Source organism: Rufibacter latericius (assembly GCF_003721515.1).
Taxonomy (GTDB): Bacteria; Bacteroidota; Bacteroidia; order Cytophagales; family Hymenobacteraceae; genus Nibribacter; species Nibribacter latericius.
In genome coordinates this window covers 337,521-356,080 of record NZ_RJJD01000005.1, presented here as the reverse complement: position 1 = coordinate 356,080, position 18,560 = coordinate 337,521, and the positions used below count along the sequence as shown (strand labels likewise).

The window sequence follows — 18,560 nt, the reverse complement described above, 5'->3', positions numbered from 1 at the left end:
AATAATGACCTTGCAGTTCACACTGTAAGGTCATTTCCATTTTAAAGCCGAAAATGAAAAAACAGCTCATATACGCCGTAACTGTCATTGCTTTTTTCTTGAAAGGATGCGCCAGCATCAGTAGCCCCGAGGGGGGAGCCAAAGATGTAACCGCTCCTAAATTAGTTTCCAGTAATCCGAAGAATGGCCAGACCAATGTAAAGCCCGAGGAGATTGCCCTGACCTTTGATGAAAACATCCAGGCAGTAGATCTCACCCGCCAATTGATCATCGCGCCGTTTACAGACAATACCTATAAGAGCAGGGTCAAAGACGGAACCATAGAATTGACCTTCTCTAAACCTTGGGAAGAGAATACCACCTATAGCCTGAACTTCAGGAATAGCCTGGCAGATGTGACGGAGAAAAATCCGGCCAAAAACGTAATCATTACTTTCAGTACAGGTTCCTTCCTGGATTCTGGAAGAGTATCAGGAAATGCCCGTCTGCTGTTCAGCAACACGCCGCCCAAGGAAGTCAATGTCTTATTGTACCCGGTGAACGATACCTCGCAGGTAACCAAAGGCCGGCCGCTGTATGTAACCAGTACAGATTCCAGCGGAAATTTCTCGTTCAGAAACATCAAGGAAGGCAATTACTTCATCTATGGCTTAACCGAAACCAACAATAACCTGCGGTACGACAGTGATAAAGAATACATCGCCTATACCACAGACACTATCAAGGTAAGTCCCGCCCGAGAAGGAGTGCAGCTAAGCCTGCATACCCAAGATGTGACCCGACCAAACTTGGTGGCGAAAAGGAGTTTCCTGAACATGTATGAGGTAGAATATAACGAGGGTATCACGCAAGCCATCGTCACCGCACCGGATAATAGCACCAACATTAAGTACCTCATTGCGAACAACGGTAAAACGTTGCGCCTTTTCCCGGGAGCTCCGGAGGAAAAGCAATGGCTGGTTCAGGTGCAGGACAGTGCCAGCAACCAAAGAGTAGATACCGTGGCGGTACGCCTTAGCGGCAAAGCAGCTCCCCGCAAAAATAACAGCTTTACCGTGGTCAACGGCAGCACCATCAAACCCGGGGAGCAGATCAGGGTACAGTTTGAGGTACCCACCAAGATCCTGAACCCGGCAGGGGCCTTTACCTTGGTGGTAGATTCGGCTACCACCCTCGCCACGAAAGATACTACCCAGCTCCGCTTCAACCAAGATGCCACTCAATTGCTGCTCAGGATGCCAACGGCAGGTAAACAAGAAGTCACCGTTTTCATGGATACCACCAAGGTGGTGCCGTTCATCGGGGCTCCGTACGGGAACGATACGGTGACGGTACAGATTAGCGACAAAATAGAATCGGGGAGCCTGAAAGTGCTTCTGAAAACCGACCAGAAAAACTTTATTGTGCAGCTGCTGCGCCAGAACGCGGTGGTGAAGGAAGTAGTGAACCAGAAAACCATTCTGTGGGATGACCTCACGCCGGCCTCTTACCAGATCAGGATCCTGGTGGACGAAAACGGCAACGGAAAATGGGACAACGGAAGCCTAAAAGATCGAAGATTACCCGAGCCGGTGATCCTTCCAAAGGATGTTTGGGAGATCAGGGCCAACTGGGAAATCGAAAGCCAGGCCATCGAATTTTAGCGTGGAAACGGGGTGGATAACTGTGGACAAGAATCTGGATAAAGTAAGGCCAAGTCTGATAAACAGAAAACCCAAAACCCGGAATTCTACGTTCACAGACCTAAATGTGAGTGGGCGTTCATAAAAACAGAAATTCTGAGAAGTTATTCACGTGAGTATAAACGTTGGGGAGTTTCCCCCGTTTTTTATGTGAAGAAGTGGAAAGCCCACGTAAGTACTTGACAGAGACGAAAGAAGAATCCACAGACACGGGGGAATAAGTGGGACTACTGAGAGGATATTTCAGAACGCCGGGGAAAACGTGGGGACAAGAAATCTTATCCACTTCTGCACAGCCCTAATGACGAACAAGATTCTTTTTAAGAAAAAATCATTTTATAATAGATATCAAGTTGGCTCCGTGGAAAAGTGGGAAAAGCCGAAAAATCAGGAATGAGAAGGGGGAGCTGGGGCGCGGCGCGGTTTTCAGGAAAGGCCTGGGAGAGGGCCGAATGTGGAACACCCGCTATTTTTGAGTAGTTTTAGGAAAACAAACCCGGAAACGGACCCATATAACCAATAGAAACTATGGAACAGGATCAAGAACAATTCGACAACGAGATAAAACTAGGATACGGAATAGGCGATTTGCGCTTCGGGTTGAGCATGGATGACGTGGAAGACATCATGGGCGAGCCTGAGGAAGTAGAGGAGTCAGACGAGGAAGACGAATTTGAGCACAAGGCCTGGAACTACTGGGACAGCGGCTTCTCGTTCTACTTTGACAAAGAAGACGATTACCGCCTGAGCTGCATAGAAACTGCCAATCCTAACGTGACGCTGTTCGGGAAGAAAATCTTTGAAATGAGCCAGCAGGAAGTGGAAGATCTGTTCAAAGAGCACGGCATACAGAACGTAGAGAAAGAGAAGGTCGAAAACAACGTGACCTGCCTTTCTTACGAGCGCGAGATGATTGACCTTTACTTTGAGGAAGGCAAGCTGCTAGCCGTTAACTTCGGCGTGCACATGGACGATAACCTGGAAGTTCTTTGGCCAAAAGAAGGCTAAGCCAAAATTTTATACCAGATATCACATCCGTTTAAACAGAAAGAACCGCCTCAAGCGGTTCTTTCTGTTTTCAGGCATAGCCAAGTATCTTGTTTTAGGGCCGTTTTCAAAAACTGGCCCCTAAACACCGGCCGTATTTTTTGGCTGTAGTCCAGTTCTCTTCAAATATTGAACTCTCGTGAAGTTCATTTTACAAGTTCCACGGAATTGTGCGTGGAACAGCCTATCAAAGGCGTCTGAGAGAAGCCATTTTCAGGACCTACAAGACATCGGGCCAGAAATAACGAACTCTGAGCGCTTACGTTTGCCAGAGCTTTCTAAAGAGCCTTTAAAAACCAAAAGCCATTTTGAAGCTAACACATATTCTGAAGGTGGAACGGGGATCTGCAGGCTTGTCACAGGCTCTGTTTCACCAATGACGACTAGTATACTTTAACGTGCACTCAAGAATTAAAAGATGCTGTTCAATGTCGCTATGCGTCTGTTAACTGTTGATTCTCCCCTTGAGGATTGCCCAAACGAGAGTTTGAGGCGGCGAGCGTAGCTCTGAAGAGGGGTGTTTACACCTGCCGATTGATGCATTCCTGCTAATGCTTTGCCAATCTTAATCAAACGACACAACTGTAGTAGCTCTGGAATGAGTGTTCTCTTTATCTCTCATCAAGGGAAGAATCTGTGTTAAAAGCCGAGATACGGGAATCCAAGGGTATTAAATAATTCGTGAGTTCACGCTACCTTACTGTTTTAAGCATGATTTAAAAATACGGCCTTAAAACAGGTGTATAGAAATGGCACTACACAATCCATCAGAAAAGAACTCAAAACCCTCGAAAACAAAAGAGCCGCTCCATAACTGAAGCGGCTCTTTTCATATCGTTCAAACTAAGTTCTAAGCAAACATCCAACGGAAGAGTAGGAACAAGGTACCGGAAAGGAACATGGAAACCGGTAAGGTCAATACCCAGGCTAAGGCAATGTTCCGGATGGTGCCGGCATTCAGGTTCTTGATACCACGGTTGGCCACCATACTACCAGCAATACCAGAAGAAAGGATGTGCGTTGTACTCACCGGCAATTTGAAAATGAAGGTAGAGAAACCAATCACGCTGGCCGCCATGAACTCAGCCGAGGCGCCTTGGGCGTAAGTCAAATGTTCTTTCCCTATTTTTTCACCAATGGTCTTCACAATCCGCTTCCAACCGATCATGGTTCCGATACCCAGAGAGAGGGCAATCATCATAATCACCCAATCTGGAGCGTAGTCGGTGTAGGAACGCATGCCGGTTACGCCGGCTTTCAGTTGGTCACGGTCACGCTGGCTCATGGTGATGTCACGGCTTTCCATCAATCTATCGGTACCTTTGGTGATCAACAGAATATCGCGACGAAGCACGAAACGAGCATCTTTGGGTAGGCTAGCCATGTTCGGGTTAGAGACAAACACATTCCGCATCTCTTTCACTTCGGCGTTCAGCAAAGCTAATTCTTTAGCATCTGAGGCGGAAAGAACCGTAGTGTCTACTTTGGCTAGAACCTGCTCCACCTGGGTGATAGAGTTTCTTAAGCCAATGGGGTCTTTATCATTGTCCAGGGCATAGTAAGAAGGAACAATGGCAATCAAAATCAACATTACCAGACCTACACCCTTCTGACCATCATTGGATCCGTGGAAGAAGGAAACCAGCGTACAGGTGATAATCAGGATGATTCTGATCCAAAGTGGGGGAGCTTTGCGCTTGTGTGGCTCCTTGAAGATCGTCTTGTTTTTCACAAATCGTTTCAAAAGGAACATCAGGAACACGGTCAAAGTAAAGCCTAGGAAAGGAGAAACCAGCAGCGACATGCCGGTTTTGGTAGCCTCAGACCAGGCAAAAGTGGCCTCAGTGGTAGAAGGCAAAAGCGAATAGGCGATCCCTAGTCCCAGGATAGAGCCAATCAGTGTGTGAGAGCTGGAAGAAGGAAGACCGTAGTACCAAGTACCCACGTTCCAGATAATGGCGCTCAATAGAAGCGCTCCAATCATAGCCACGCCGTGCCAAATGTCCTGGTCAATGAGCGTCTCAATGGGAAGCAGGTACACAATCCCCATGGCCACGCCAATACCACCGGCAAAAACCCCGATGAAGTTCCAGAAACCGGACCAGACTACCGCGGCCCAGGGCCGAAGGGTGTTGGTGTAAATCACGGTGGCCACGGCATTGGCCGTATCATGGAAACCGTTCACAAATTCAAATGCACACGCGGCCAGCAAACAAATTACCAGCAAGATCAAATGATCTGTTTCTAATCCGAACATAATGTAATATAGGTGAGAAAAAAGCTGCCAAAAGTAAGGGATTAAACACCTCCCAATGTTACCGAATTGTTAAGGAATGTTACCTCTTCATATTTTTGGCCTGGCAAAAGTACGAAGGATAGGCTAACTCTACTTATAATCAAGCCTCTTGCCAGAACATTTAAGGCCCAGATGCGGTACTTCTCTAACCAAACCACTACGGCGTTTTATCAAAAAAGCCAATGAAACCTCTATATTTGCGCCCATGAGCACAACTGAGAAACCCACAGAAAACGCACAATTAAAAGATATCATCTCGCACGCCAAGGAATACGGCTTCGTATTCCCGTCCAGCGAAATCTATGACGGTCTCCAGGCCGTGTATGATTACGGGCAAAATGGGGTGGAGTTGAAAAACAACCTCAAAACGCTTTGGTGGAAATGCATGACCCAGCTGCACCAGAACGTGGTGGGCATTGACGCCGCCATCTTCATGCACCCCAACACCTGGAAAGCATCTGGTCACGTGGACTCCTTCAACGACCCCATGATTGATAACCTCGATTCAAAGAAGCGCTACCGCGCCGATGTTCTGATTGAGGAGAAAGCCGCCGAGTACGAGAAAGCCGGCGATGTGGAGAAAGCCCAATCGTTGCTGCAGGAAATGGGCCGTTTGCTGGGTGCCGAAGATCTCAAAGGCGTACAGCAATTGATTATCTCAGAAAACATAAAGTGCCCTATTTCAGGTACTTCTAACTGGACCGAGGTGCGCCAATTCAACCTGATGTTCTCCACACAGGTAGGATCTGTGGCTGAAGACTCCAGCACCATTTATCTACGCCCCGAAACCGCCCAGGGAATCTTCGTGAACTTCCTGAACGTGCAGAAATCGGGTCGTATGAAAGTACCTTTTGGAATTGCCCAGATCGGGAAAGCGTTCCGGAACGAGATCGTGGCCCGTCAGTTCATCTTCAGAATGCGTGAGTTTGAACAAATGGAGATGCAGTTCTTCGTGCGCCCTGGCACTGAGATGGAATGGTATCAACACTGGAGAACCATGCGCCGCAACTGGCACGAGGCTCTAGGTGTACCTACCGAAAAGCTCCGTTTCCACGACCACGAGAAACTGGCCCATTACGCCAACGCCGCTGTAGACATTGAGTTCGAATTCCCATTCGGTTTCAAAGAAGTAGAAGGAATCCACTCCCGCACCGACTTTGACTTGACGCAGCATCAGAACCTGAGCCGCAAAAAGCAGCAGTACTTTGATAATGACCTAAGCGAGGACGGCAAACCATTCGGAAACTACGTGCCTTACGTGGTAGAGACCTCCGTAGGCGCCGACCGTCTGTTCCTGATGACCCTTTGCAACGCCTACCAGGAAGAGGAAGTAACTGAAGGAGACGCCACCAAGACCCGTACCTTCCTGAAGTTCCACCCGGCCATTGCCCCGGTGAAAGCCGCCGTGTTCCCGCTGGTGAAAAAAGACGGACTACCCAAGAAAGCCATGCAAATCTTCGATGACCTGAAATTCGATTTCAACATGATTTACGAAGAGCGCGACGCCATCGGTAAACGTTACACCCGCCAGGATCTGATCGGGACGCCGTTCTGTATCGCCATAGACTACGAGACCTTGGAGAACGACACCGTGACCGTGCGGGATCGCGACAGCCGTGAGCAGAAGCGCATGCACATCTCAGAACTCCGCCAGTACATAGGTGACGCCGTGAGCTTCAAACGCATCTTCGAGAAAATCTAACCTGTGGATATCTGCTGTTTTTCTAAAAACAGCTTCTAAACGCATTAACATAGAAAAGGCCTCTGCAGAAATGCAGAGGCCTTTTTCGTGTGGGATAAACCAAGATGAAGAAAACACCTGAAAGCAGGTTTTCCACGTGGGTACAAAGTAACACATCCAGAAATCTTCATGGTTCAAGTCTGTGACTTGGACCTACCATGGCCTGCAGTTTGTAACTGCAGTGAAGCGTCAGCTTCAACTTCAACAGAGTATATTATATATAATATAATGAAGTAAATCGCTGGCGCGAGCCTCCGGCTCGTGCCTTCACATTGCCGATTACAACTCAGCAGAGTACCTAAGAATGCGTGCGGACACGAGCCGGAGGCTCGCGCCAGCAAACGGATATTTGCTGCAGTTACAAACTGCAGGTCATTTTGGGTCCAAGTCACAGACTTGAACCATGAAAGTTTTAGGTAGTAGCCACTATAAACGCAAAATTGCTTCGGGCCTGTTTTCACCAAAACAGGCCCGAAGCGATTTCAAGAAATCATTGGTGAAGTTTCTCAGGAAAAGGTAGGAGCGAAGCTAACCCCATGCCCTGCAACTTCAAAATTCAAAGTCAGTTTCTCTCCCTCTTGCTGGAACCCTCCAGTAAACGGATGTTCTGCTATAAATAAAGGAGTGTCCAAATCTATGTACCCGAATCCCCCGATGCCGGCAGCGAAATGAGCAGAGAAGGTCATGGCTAATATGCTCTCTACCATGCCTCCAATCATGAGCCCCAATCCGTGTACCTGCGCCAGGGCCGCCATCTGCAAAGCCTCCAACACGCCGCACTTCATTAATTTGATGTTGACAACCGAGGCACTTCGGTCTTGAGCTAACCGGGCAACGTCTTTGGCGCTGCGGGCAGACTCATCGGCGGCAATGGGGAAAGGACAGGTAGTTGCCAACACGGCTAAGTCTTCCCAGGATTCACGTGGTAGTGGCTGTTCTAGTAAAATGATAGGGATTTTGGCTTCTGCGGCTCTGTTGACAAAGGCTTGGGCCCGTGCCAAGTCATAGCCGCAGTTTCCGTCTACAATGAGTTTAGCTCCCGGTGCTGCGTTGTGGATTGCCTGAATCCGGCGGAAGTCATAATCCACATCAGTTCCTTCGGTCTTTACCTTGATAATAGAGAACCCGCGTTCCACGATTGACTTGGCCGAGGCCGCGGCGTGCGCCTCATCGCCGGCGGTAATAGTAAGGTCTGTCACTAACTGCGTCTGCACGCCCCCAAAGAAAACATACAGCGGCATCTGGTAGTATTTGCAGAGCGCGTCCAGAATGGCCATCTCCAATCCGCACCGGGCAGCGGGTGCCTCATGGGAGAGTTTATCTAATTCTTTGGCCAAGGTGCGCCAGTTTTTGACGTCCTTCCCGATGAGGTGTTTCTCCAAATCCTGCAGTACCGCCAAGGTGCTGTCTTGTGTCTCACCACTCACGGCCGGGAACGGAGCCGCCTCGCCCAAACCAGTGGTTCCATCCGTCAGCTGTACCTGAACTACCACATTCTCCACCTGGTACTGCGTGCCCGTGGCAATGGCGAAAGGTTCTATCAGAGGCAAATTCAATGGTTGATAACTCACCGAGGCGATTTGGGTAGAATTCATAGTTTTTTGTTTATAGGTGTGCCGTATAAGAAACAAAGAAAGGAAATGTAAGCGATATGAAAACTGCGAATAAAATCAACTAAGGCCAAAAGCTGTGAAGTTATCCTGTGAAAAAATGGTTTCTCCGTTTAGGAGCCTTTTTTAGAAAAGTAGGTCTAAAATGAGGAGTTGTCCACAGGTATTTATTTCGTCTAGGACCAGCAATGGCACAGACGCTCGCAGGACCTCCGGACGCTGGGAGGTCTTGGGGGTAAGCGGTACAGAGTGGGCAGCCAGAAACTCCCCTCCTGACTCAAGAGGGGTGCCCGGTGGGCGGGGTGGTGAATAGGCGTTTAAGACACCTTCCCGTTTCCACCCGGTTTTCAGAAAATCAGCCCTAAAGCGGAAAAAAGCATTGGAATCCTAACAGAAGTTATTTATTGTTTAACTTTGCTTAATTATGGCTTGCGAGAGAGATGCTATTTATTTCATCACGTAAAGCTTTAGCTAATATCGGCTTTGACGGAATACCTTCTTCAAGACCGATATTTTAGAAATGAAGAACACCTACCATATCCTACAGACAAAAAGGTGAAGTACAACGAGTATAAGCAACTAGACTATGCGGGTCTAGCCGAAGAGGTGAGAGCCTACTGGAAAGAGAACCGCATCTTTCAGAAATCGGTGGAGACCCGTGCGGGTCAGCCCACCTTCGTTTTTTATGAGGGACCTCCCTCGGCCAACGGCGCGCCAGGTATTCACCACGTGATGGCCCGTGCCGTGAAAGACATTTTCTGCCGCTACAAAACTTTGCAGGGTTTTCAGGTAGTCCGCAAAGGCGGCTGGGATACCCACGGCTTGCCTATTGAATTGCAGGTAGAGAAAGAACTGGGCATTATCAAAGACGATATTGGGAAGACTATCTCGGTGGAGGACTACAATGCCCGGTGCCGCGAAACCGTAATGCGCTTCAAACATCAGTGGGATGACCTCACCGAGCGCATGGGTTACTGGGTTGACCTGGACAAACCGTACATCACCTTTGACAACCAATACATAGAATCTAACTGGGCCTTGCTCAGAAAGCTCTATGACAAAGGCTACCTCTACAAAGGTTACACCATTCAGCCGTACTCGCCTTCAGATGGTACTGGACTCAGCTCCCACGAACTGAACCAGCCGGGCTGCTACAAAGAAGTGAAGGATACGTCCATTGTGGCGCAGTTTAAGGTCATCAAAAATTCTAAATCTGATTTCCTTTTCTCAGGGTCTAACGATGGTGTCTACATCCTGGCTTGGACTACCACGCCCTGGACCTTGCCTTCCAACACCTCTTTGGCCGTTGGCGACAAGATTACCTATGTGCAGATAAATACCTTCAACCCGTACACCCACCAACCTGTGAGTGTGGTGCTGGCGAAAGCGCTGGTTGGAAAGTATTTTTCAGACAAGAACAAAGACCTGCAGCTCGCTGACTACAAACCCGGAGACAAGGCTATTCCGTTTGAGATTGTGCAGGAGTTTACCGGCAAGCAACTGGTGGGACTTCGGTACGAGCAACTGATGCCGTATCTGCAGCCATTCTACGATGCAGACAAAGCGTTCCAGGTGGTGGCCGGAGATTTCGTGACCACCGAAGATGGTACCGGCGTGGTGCATACGTCCCCAACCTTCGGGGCCGACGACTTTAGGGTAGCCAAACAACATGGCATCCCAGCCCTCACTATCAAAGACGAATTGGGTAATGAACTCCCTACCGTTGACCGGAGAGGAAAGTTCATTGATGAAATAGGCGTAAGGCTGCAGGAAGGCGTTGCGAAGTATAACATCAAAACCCACAAACCGCTTGGGCCCGATGACTTCTATGTAAAGAATTACACCAATGAAGATGAGAGCCATCCGGATTATAAAACCACGGATGTCATCATCTCCATCATCCTGAAGGAAGAAAACAAAGCTTTCAAGGTTGAGAAGTACGAGCACACGTACCCGCACTCCTGGCGCACCGATAAACCGATTCTCTATTATCCGTTGGATGCCTGGTTCATCAAAACCACCGCGGTGAAGCAGCGGTTGATTGACCTGAACAAAACCATCAACTGGAAACCAGAGTCCACCGGCTCGGGCCGTTTCGGGAACTGGTTGGAGAACCTGGTGGACTGGAACCTGTCACGCTCCCGCTACTGGGGAACCCCGCTGCCTATCTGGCGCACCGAAGAAGGTGATGAGGAAATCTGCATCGGCTCAGTGGCTGAGCTTGACCGCGAAATAGAGCGCAGCATCAAGGCTGGGGTAATGACCGAGAACCCGCTACGCTTGGCCAAGAAGACTACCGAAAAACCAACCGGAACTCCGGAGGAACACCAAGCCAACACCCTGCTGGAATTTGCCGGCGAGTTTGCCTTGAGCCCAACCGGAACTGAGGAACCTCGTTCTGAATTAGGCATCACTGATTTCAACTACGAAGGCTTTGACCTGCACCGTCCGTACGTAGACAACATCATCTTGGTGAGCCCAAGCGGCAAACCGATGAAGCGTGAGACCGACCTCATTGACGTTTGGTTTGACTCCGGTGCGATGCCGTACGCGCAGTGGCATTACCCGTTTGAGAACAAAGATAAATTTGACGCCAACTTCCCGGCAGACTTCATCGCCGAAGGCGTGGACCAGACCCGTGGTTGGTTCTTTACCCTGCACGCGCTGGCCGTGATGCTGGAAGACAGCGTGGCGTTCAAAAACGTCATTGCGAACGGCCTGGTGCTGGACAAGAACGGAAACAAGATGAGCAAGCGCCTCGGGAACGCTGTAGACCCGTTTGCGACCATCGGCCGCTTTGGTCCCGATGCCACCCGCTGGTACATGATTGTGAACGCGCCACCTTGGGATAACCTCAAGTTCAACCTGGACGGCGTGACCGAAGTACAGCGCCGTTTCTTCGGTACGCTGCAGAACACGTACTCGTTCTTCGCGCTGTACGCTAACCTGGACGGTTTCACGTTTGAAGGCGCAGAAGTACCCGTAGCCCAGCGTACCGAAAGTGACCGTTGGATTATCTCCCGCCTGAACACGTTGGTGAAAGAGGTAGCCGGCTACTTTGACGACTACGACCCAACCAAAGCCGCCCGCGCCATCCAAGACTTCGTGGCCGATGAGCTGAGCAACTGGTATGTGCGCCTCAACCGCAAACGTTTCTGGAAAGGCGAGCTGAACCAGGACAAACAGGCCGCTTACCAAACGCTGTACACTTGTTTAGAGACTGTAGCTAAGTTGGCTTCACCAATTGCACCATTCTACATGGACCGTCTGTTCCTGGACCTGAACCTGGTGAGCGGAAGAAGCAAAGCTGAGTCTATCCACCTGGAGGCATTCCCGCAGGTACATGAGAACCTGATTGACGTAGACTTGGAGCAGCGCATGCAACTGGCGCAAAGTGTTTCTTCATTAGTACACTCGCTGCGCAAGAAGCACATGATTAAAGTGCGTCAGCCGCTGGGCCGTATCCTGATTCCAATTCTGGATGAGAAGATGAAGATGCAGCTGCAAGCGGTGGAAGACCTGATTCTCTCTGAGGTGAACGTGAAGAGCCTGGAGTACCTGGAAGATACCACCGGCATTCTGGTGAAAAAAATCAAGCCTAACTTCAAACGTCTGGGCCAGGTGTTCGGGCCGAAGCTGAAGTTGGTGGCTGCTCAGATTCAGCAGATGAGCCAGGAAGACATCGCCAAGATGGAGCGCGAAGGTTTCTTCGAGATTCCGGTGGAAGATGACACGACCGTGCTGAGCCGCGAAGACGTGGAGATCATGAGTGAGGACATTCCAGGTTGGTTAGTAGCTTCGGAAGGTGCCTTGACCGTAGCACTGGATATCACCGTGACGGAAGAACTTCGTCTGGAAGGCATGGCCCGTGAACTAGTGAACCGCCTGCAGAACCTGCGCAAAGACAGCGGCTTGGATGTTCAGGATAAAATCAGAGTGTTCCTGCAGGATGGCAATGAAGAAGTGGCCGCTGCCGTTCAAGCTTTTGGAGGCTATATCTCCGAGGAAGTACAGGCGGTGGAACTGACCGTGGTGCCAAGCCTGGCAGACGCCGAAGCTGCCGTGCTGGACATGGAAGGCTTCAGTTTGCCAGTGCGCTTAGAAGTTGCCCGTTAAGCCGTAGTTTAGCAGGAATTGAAAGGAAGATTGAACGCCTGCCGTTTCTGGCCTATTTTCAGAAAAGAAGCCGGAAACGGCAGGTAAAACCATACTCATGAAGTACGCAAAATACTATCTGGTTGCCTTGGTGGTAATCGTCATTGACCAAGCCGTGAAGATGCTGGTGCACAATAACATGCAAATGGGCATGCCCGGCCAGATTCCTGTTTTCGGGGACTGGTTTAAGCTGCATTACACCCTGAACCCCGGCATGGCGTTTGGCGTGGAACTAGGATCGGATTACGGTAAAATCATCCTGACCGTCTTCCGGATGGTGGCAATGGTAGCTATTGGGTATTTGGTGTACTATCTGGTGCAGAACCGGTATCATAAAGGGTTGATCTGGTGTGTGGGCCTGATTCTAGGTGGAGCTATCGGAAACCTGATTGATAGTATTTTTTACGGGGTTTTCCTGGATAATGCGCCTTACGGAGTGTCCACCCCCTGGCTGCACGGCCAAGTGATTGACATGTTCTACATTGATATATGGGAAGGCATTGTTCCCAATTGGGTACCCATCATCGGGGGGACGGCAATGTCTCTGTGGCCCATCTTCAACGTGGCAGATGCCGCCATTTTCCTGGGCGTTCTAATCATCATTTTCAACCAGAACCGGTTCCTGAACCAACCTCCCGCCAAAGAAAAGCACGAAATCAATATAGTGGAGGCATAAAAAGAGGGCTGTCTAGATAGGCAGCCCTCTTTTTATGGGGTGATTTTGAGAAAAGGACCTAAAAAGAATAGCCCATGTTTAAGCCAATCGCGAAAATGGAAGTGCCTTTGTTATAGAAATACCCTGCCGCCCGCATTCCGAAAAACAGACGGGTGTCGTCAAAGAAGTCTGTTTCAAAGACGGCCTTGCCTCCGAAGTCTTTCTCCCGAATGTGTACGAAAACCTCATCTGCACTTCTGCCTGGCGTAGTGACCGCATCATCATCAGTGCCCCCTCTTACCAAATCTAGTTCTGAGCGTCTCCGCACGGCTGGTCCGGCTCCAAATTTTATAGTGTACTTATCTGTTTCATACAGGTCGTAATAAAAGGAGGCATCAAACATCACGAAGGCCTTTCTGGAAGTGAAAAGCTGTATCTGTTTATCGTACCGGGAAGAACTGAGGTATTCCCCTGAAACCGTAAAATGAAAATGGTCGGTGAGTTCGCGGGTATATTGCTGGGAGAAAAGGGCACCGCTGTTGTCACCGTCCAGGATATAGGCAAAATTTACGCCCGTCCTGAAATGGTTTGGATAACGATACTGCGCAGACGCGTTCTGGGCTAGAAAAAGAAGAAAGAACCCCGCTAAAACGCATTTCAGCAAAAGGGTGCCTGGATAGTTTATGTGTTTCATATAACGGCCTTAAGTACGAAAGAAGGGGATGTGGGCTGAATGTATTGTGAATACTTAGGTTTAATTATTTAAGTTGTGCCGATAAATAACTTTTTGCCTATATAGATTACCCAAAAAGCGTCTCTCCATACGCATACATAACCAAAGTGCATCTACATAGCTCTTTTACAGGGTATCAGGCGTACCACAACTTAGATTTCCCATGTCCTCCACTGCACCCTTGCTTCAGGTAAACCAATTGAACGTCACCTTCCAGGCAACGGGAGAGACCGTACCGGCAGTTAAGGGCATTTCCTTTCAGGTCAGAAAAGGCGAAGCCGTAGCAATTGTGGGGGAGTCCGGATCGGGGAAGACGGTAACCGCTTTGTCATTGATGCAGTTGTTGCCCTCTTTGGGCGTACATACCTCCGGATCAGCTTTGTTGAACTCCCCGCAATTAGGATCAGTTGATTTGATATCGCTCTCTGCCCGGCAACTGCAGCAGGTAAGGGGGAAAGAAATCTCCATCATTTTCCAGGATCCAGCCTCTTCTCTGAACCCTGTCATCTCCTGTGGAAAACAGGTCGCAGAGGCCCTCCTGATCCACCTTCCCATATCTAAAAAAGAGGCTTATGCGCGTACCATCGAGCTTTTAAGGCTGGTAAAACTCCCTGAGCCGGAACGGATTTTCAGAAGTTACCCACATGAACTTTCCGGGGGGCAGAAGCAACGGGTCATGATTGCCATGGCCATGGCCTGTGAGCCCTCTCTGATGATCGCCGATGAACCTACTACTTCATTGGACGTGACTGTACAAGCCGGGATTCTACAATTATTGCAGGAACTCCAACTCAAGAAAGAGATGGCCCTGCTATTTATCTCCCATGACTTGGGGGTGGTGGCAGAGATAGCAGACCGTATTCTGGTCATGTACCAGGGCGAGGTGGTGGAAGAAGGTTCGGTCACGCAGATTTTCGGGAACCCGCAGCATCCGTACACCAAAGCCCTGTTAGCCTGCCGTCCTACTTTGAAGACCCAGGAAACCGTTTTACCTACTCTCTCAGACTTCTTACCTAATGAGTTTCAGAGCCGTTTTCAGGAAAACAAGCCTGAAACCGAAAACCGCTTGGAAGCCGTGGAAAAACAGAAGAATCTGGTCTCAGAAAGCAGCGATTTTACTAACGGAAAAGCCTTTCACCAACCTATTCTACAGGTGCAAGATATCCACGTGGAATTTACCAGAGGAAGGCTGTTCTCCTGGCAGAGAAAAGAGCGTTTAAAAGCGGTGAACGGTGTTTCCTTTAACCTTTTCCCCGGAGAGACATTGGGCATTGTGGGCGAATCCGGCTGTGGGAAAACTACGTTGGGGCGTGCCTTGTTGCGGTTGATAGAGCCTACCTCGGGAAAGGTGGTTTTCAACAGGAAAGATTGGGCCGTTTTACCGGAGGAAGAACTAAGGAGAAGCCGGAAAGATTTCCAAATGATCTTCCAGAATCCCTTGGCTTCGCTGAACCCGATGATGAATATTGGGGAGTCTATCATGGAACCCATGCAGGTGCATCGGGTGTTACATAACCAGCAGGAGAGAAGGCAGCGAACCATAGAACTACTAGAAACCGTTAACCTTCTTCCTGAACATTTTCACCGTTATCCCCATGAATTTTCCGGCGGCCAACTACAGCGTATCTGCATTGCCAGAGCGTTGGCGCTGGAACCCACGTGTATCATCTGTGACGAGATCGTCTCGTCTTTAGACGTATCCGTGCAGGCCCAGATCCTGAACCTGCTCAACCGTCTCAAGCGCGAACTCAACCTCACGCTCCTCTTTATTACCCATGATCTGTCTGTGGCCCGGTTTATGTCTGATCGCCTGTTGGTGATGGACAAAGGCCAGGTGGTGGAACAGGGAACCGCGCAGCAAATTTTCTCTTCTCCGCAACAACCCTATACCAAGGCGCTGCTTCAGGCGGTGCCTTCCGGTGAGCTCGAAGATATTTTACTTGCGCAACGGAAACGAAAAGCGTACAAAGCAAGTATAGACGAATAGATATATTTGCACGTGCTCTTTCCTCAAGAGCGTTTTACCCGTGTTTTCCTAAAATCAGACCGAAAACAGCAGATGACAAATGCTTTCTAACGTACAAGGAAGCATGAAAGAAATAGAATAAGCGGTTATAAAAGGCTGCTCCGTAGGTACTGCCCCAGAGGATAGGCCTACTTAATTGAAAAGAATTAATGGAAAGAAAAAGAAGAGGCCCGGGAGCCGGCAGAGATTCAGCCCCGCGGTCTAGTAATACTAGAAAAGACAAAGGCGCCCCAAGGGGCGAAAGAAACAGTACTTCCGGTAGACGCAGCGGCCGTGGCCAAAACGCAGGCCAAGCGTCAAGGGAAGTGTTGTTAAATATTTTCGGGCAGGAGCCCAAGAAGGTTTTCACGTACCGTCAGCTGCATCGCCGATTAGGCATTACAGACAAAGAAGGCCGCGAGGAAGTGTCTGGTCTCCTGAAAAAAATGAGTAAGAACGGCGAGTTGATTTTTCTGCCGGATGATTCCTATATCCTTAACCCAGAGTACCGGGGTAGCACAGAGCGAACCTTTGACCGCCCGGAACGCGGTAGCCGCAGAGACTCTGACCGAGGTGCGACTGTCTCCAGAAGGGGCGGCCCTACCATCATCGGGAAGGTAGACTTGGCCAACGCCCGCCACGCCTATGTGGTAAGCGAAGAAAGCGAGCAAGACATCAGGGTACCGGTAGAAAGACTTCGGTTTGCCATGGACGGCGATACCGTGCGCGTACAGATGCGCAAAGGTCGCCGACCCAATGATCGGCCCGAGGGTGAAGTGGTAGAAGTCATCAAGCGCGAGCGCGAGGAGATCGTAGGTCGTCTGGAGATGTCCAAAGGTTACGGGTTCATCGTGCCCGATCAAAAGAAAATGTACTTCGACGTTTTCGTAGGCGAGCGTGGCCTGGCCGATGCCAACCATGGAGACAAAGTACTGGTGAAGATCACGGAGTGGCCCGAAGATCCGCAGAAAAGCCCGACGGGTGAGATCATCCGGGTGTTCGGCCCGGCTGGAGAGCACAACGCTGAGATCCACGCCATCATGGCCGAATTCGGTTTACCGTTCGAATTCCCGGAATCCGTGGAAAAAGAGGCCAACGCCATTCCGGAGGAAATCACCCGCGAGGAAATTGCCAAACGCCGTGACTTCAGAGATGTGACCACGTTTACCATTGACCCCGCAGATGCCAAGGACTTTGACGATGCCCTGAGCATGCGCCAATTGGAGAACGGCAACTGGGAGATTGGCGTGCACATCGCAGACGTGACGCACTACGTGCAGCCTAACAGCAAACTGGAGAAGGAAGCTTACCGCCGCGCCACCTCGGTGTACCTGGTAGACCGTACCATTCCTATGTTGCCCGAGCGCTTGTCAAATGGCCTGTGCTCTTTGCGGCCCAATGAAGACAAGCTCACGTTCTCGGTGGTGTTTGAGATTGATGAAAACGCCAAAGTCCAGGATTACTGGGTTGGTCGCACCATCATCCACTCAGACCGCAGATTCTCTTATGAAGAAGCCCAGCAGGTGATTGAAACCGGCGAAGGCGACTTTAACCAGGAGATTCTGAAGCTGAATGAGCTGGCCAAGAAATTCAAAGAAAAACGCTTCCAGAACGGAGCCGTGAACTTTGAGACCATTGAGGTGAAATTCAAGCTGGATGAGAACGGCAAGCCGCTGCACCTGTACGTGAAAGAGCGCAAAGACGCGCACAAACTCATTGAGGAGTTCATGCTGCTAGCCAACAAGTACGTGGCCGAGCACGTGTACAAACTCAAGAAAGGCGACAAGAAGCTGACCATGGTGTACCGTACGCACGGCGCGCCAGACCCAGAGAAACTCATGAACTTCTCGCTGTTTGCCCGCAAGTTCGGGTACAAGGTAGACCTGGAGGAAGGCCGTGATATCTCCAAAGAGCTGAATAAACTGGCTGACCAGACCGAGGGCAAACCCGAGCAGAGCGTGCTACAGAACCTGGCCATCAGAACCATGGCCAAGGCGAAATACAGCACCGAGGCCGAGGGTCACTTCGGGTTGGCGTTCGCGCACTACTCGCACTTCACCTCGCCTATCCGGAGGTACCCAGACATGATGGCGCACCGTCTCATTGACCGGTATGCCCAAAAAGACTTCACCGCCGAGAAGGAAGAGTTTGAAGAGCGCAGCCTGCACTCCTCAGACATGGAGAAACGTGCCGCCGATGCGGAACGCGCTTCCATCAAATTCAAGCAGGTGGAGTACATCAGCGGGTTCATCGGGCAGCAGTTCAAAGGTATTGTCTCGGGCTTGACCGATTGGGGCATGTACGTGGAAATTGAGGAGAACAAATGCGAAGGCATGGTTCGCCTGGCAGACCTGCAGGACGATTTCTATGAACTGGACGCCGCCAACTACCGCATCATCGGGCAGAACAACAAACGGATGATCTCGTTTGGCGATGAGGTGATTGTAGAGGTGAAAGCCGCCAATGTGCTGGAACGTACCATTGACTTGATTTTGATTGATACGGTGAAGAAGTAAGTTCTTCTTCTGAGAAGCGTTTACGGCCTCTTTTCACAAAAGGCGGCCGTAAACGCTTTTAAAACCTAGCTATAAAAACTAAAATGCGGTTTCTTTATTTTACTGTAGCTTTGACGGTAA

10 protein-coding genes are annotated in these 18,560 nt (G+C 49.9%); 7 read left to right on the top strand and 3 right to left on the bottom strand.

Annotation, left to right across the window (positions count from 1 at the left end):
• Positions 1 to 53: 53 nt before the first annotated feature.
• On the top strand, positions 54 to 1,643 hold the full coding sequence (locus tag EFB08_RS11055) for an Ig-like domain-containing protein (protein WP_123126999.1): 1,590 nt from the start codon (positions 54 to 56) through the stop codon (positions 1,641 to 1,643).
• A 567-nt stretch (positions 1,644 to 2,210) separates the two neighbouring features.
• Positions 2,211 to 2,690, top strand: coding sequence for a hypothetical protein (locus EFB08_RS11050; protein WP_123126998.1), 480 nt, complete (start codon positions 2,211 to 2,213; stop codon positions 2,688 to 2,690).
• Positions 2,691 to 3,579: 889 nt separating this feature from the next.
• On the opposite strand, the gene EFB08_RS11045 is transcribed toward EFB08_RS11050, so the two are convergent.
• Positions 3,580 to 4,986 (bottom strand): inorganic phosphate transporter, encoded by a 1,407-nt coding sequence (locus EFB08_RS11045; RefSeq protein WP_123126997.1) that lies wholly within the window; start codon positions 4,984 to 4,986, stop codon positions 3,580 to 3,582.
• Between the two features lie 244 nt (positions 4,987 to 5,230).
• Here EFB08_RS11045 and EFB08_RS11040 point away from each other — a divergent pair, with 244 nt between their 5' ends.
• Positions 5,231 to 6,727, top strand: coding sequence for a glycine--tRNA ligase (locus EFB08_RS11040; RefSeq protein ID WP_123126996.1), 1,497 nt, complete (start codon positions 5,231 to 5,233; stop codon positions 6,725 to 6,727).
• Positions 6,728 to 7,272: 545 nt separating this feature from the next.
• Here EFB08_RS11040 and EFB08_RS11035 read toward each other — a convergent pair.
• Positions 7,273 to 8,361 carry a dipeptide epimerase gene (locus tag EFB08_RS11035; RefSeq protein ID WP_123126995.1) on the bottom strand — a complete coding sequence of 363 codons (1,089 nt, stop codon included), beginning with the start codon at positions 8,359 to 8,361 and terminating at the stop codon, positions 7,273 to 7,275.
• Positions 8,362 to 8,931: 570 nt separating this feature from the next.
• Here EFB08_RS11035 and ileS point away from each other — a divergent pair.
• On the top strand, positions 8,932 to 12,492 hold the full coding sequence (gene ileS / locus EFB08_RS11030; RefSeq protein WP_123126994.1) for an isoleucine--tRNA ligase: 3,561 nt from the start codon (positions 8,932 to 8,934) through the stop codon (positions 12,490 to 12,492).
• Between the two features lie 97 nt (positions 12,493 to 12,589).
• Positions 12,590 to 13,207, top strand: a complete 618-nt coding sequence (locus EFB08_RS11025) for a lipoprotein signal peptidase (RefSeq protein WP_123126993.1) — start codon at positions 12,590 to 12,592, stop codon at positions 13,205 to 13,207.
• Positions 13,208 to 13,265: 58 nt separating this feature from the next.
• On the opposite strand, the gene EFB08_RS11020 is transcribed toward EFB08_RS11025, so the two are convergent.
• A complete protein-coding gene (locus EFB08_RS11020) occupies positions 13,266 to 13,880 on the bottom strand; it encodes a hypothetical protein (RefSeq protein WP_123126992.1) in 615 nt (204 codons plus the stop codon).
• A 202-nt stretch (positions 13,881 to 14,082) separates the two neighbouring features.
• On the opposite strand from EFB08_RS11020, the gene EFB08_RS11015 reads away from it, so the two are divergent.
• Both EFB08_RS11015 and rnr read left to right on the top strand, forming a co-directional pair.
• Positions 14,083 to 15,906 carry an ABC transporter ATP-binding protein gene (locus tag EFB08_RS11015; protein ID WP_123126991.1) on the top strand — a complete coding sequence of 608 codons (1,824 nt, stop codon included), beginning with the start codon at positions 14,083 to 14,085 and terminating at the stop codon, positions 15,904 to 15,906.
• A gap of 188 nt (positions 15,907 to 16,094) precedes the next feature.
• Positions 16,095 to 18,440 carry a ribonuclease R gene (rnr, locus tag EFB08_RS11010; protein WP_123126990.1) on the top strand — a complete coding sequence of 782 codons (2,346 nt, stop codon included), beginning with the start codon at positions 16,095 to 16,097 and terminating at the stop codon, positions 18,438 to 18,440.
• Positions 18,441 to 18,560 lie beyond the last annotated feature (120 nt).

Bases quoted from the DNA above. Each gene is read 5' to 3' on its own strand.
- EFB08_RS11045 (WP_123126997.1), bottom strand. From the start codon at position 4,986: ATGTTCGGATTAGAAACAGATCATTTGATCTTGCTGGTAATTTGTTTG.
- rnr (WP_123126990.1), top strand. From the start codon at position 16,095: ATGGAAAGAAAAAGAAGAGGCCCGGGAGCCGGCAGAGATTCAGCCCCG.
- EFB08_RS11015 (WP_123126991.1), top strand. From the start codon at position 14,083: ATGTCCTCCACTGCACCCTTGCTTCAGGTAAACCAATTGAACGTCACC.
- EFB08_RS11020 (WP_123126992.1), bottom strand. From the start codon at position 13,880: ATGAAACACATAAACTATCCAGGCACCCTTTTGCTGAAATGCGTTTTA.
- EFB08_RS11040 (WP_123126996.1), top strand. From the start codon at position 5,231: ATGAGCACAACTGAGAAACCCACAGAAAACGCACAATTAAAAGATATC.
- EFB08_RS11055 (WP_123126999.1), top strand. From the start codon at position 54: ATGAAAAAACAGCTCATATACGCCGTAACTGTCATTGCTTTTTTCTTG.
- EFB08_RS11025 (WP_123126993.1), top strand. From the start codon at position 12,590: ATGAAGTACGCAAAATACTATCTGGTTGCCTTGGTGGTAATCGTCATT.
- EFB08_RS11035 (WP_123126995.1), bottom strand. From the start codon at position 8,361: ATGAATTCTACCCAAATCGCCTCGGTGAGTTATCAACCATTGAATTTG.
- EFB08_RS11050 (WP_123126998.1), top strand. From the start codon at position 2,211: ATGGAACAGGATCAAGAACAATTCGACAACGAGATAAAACTAGGATAC.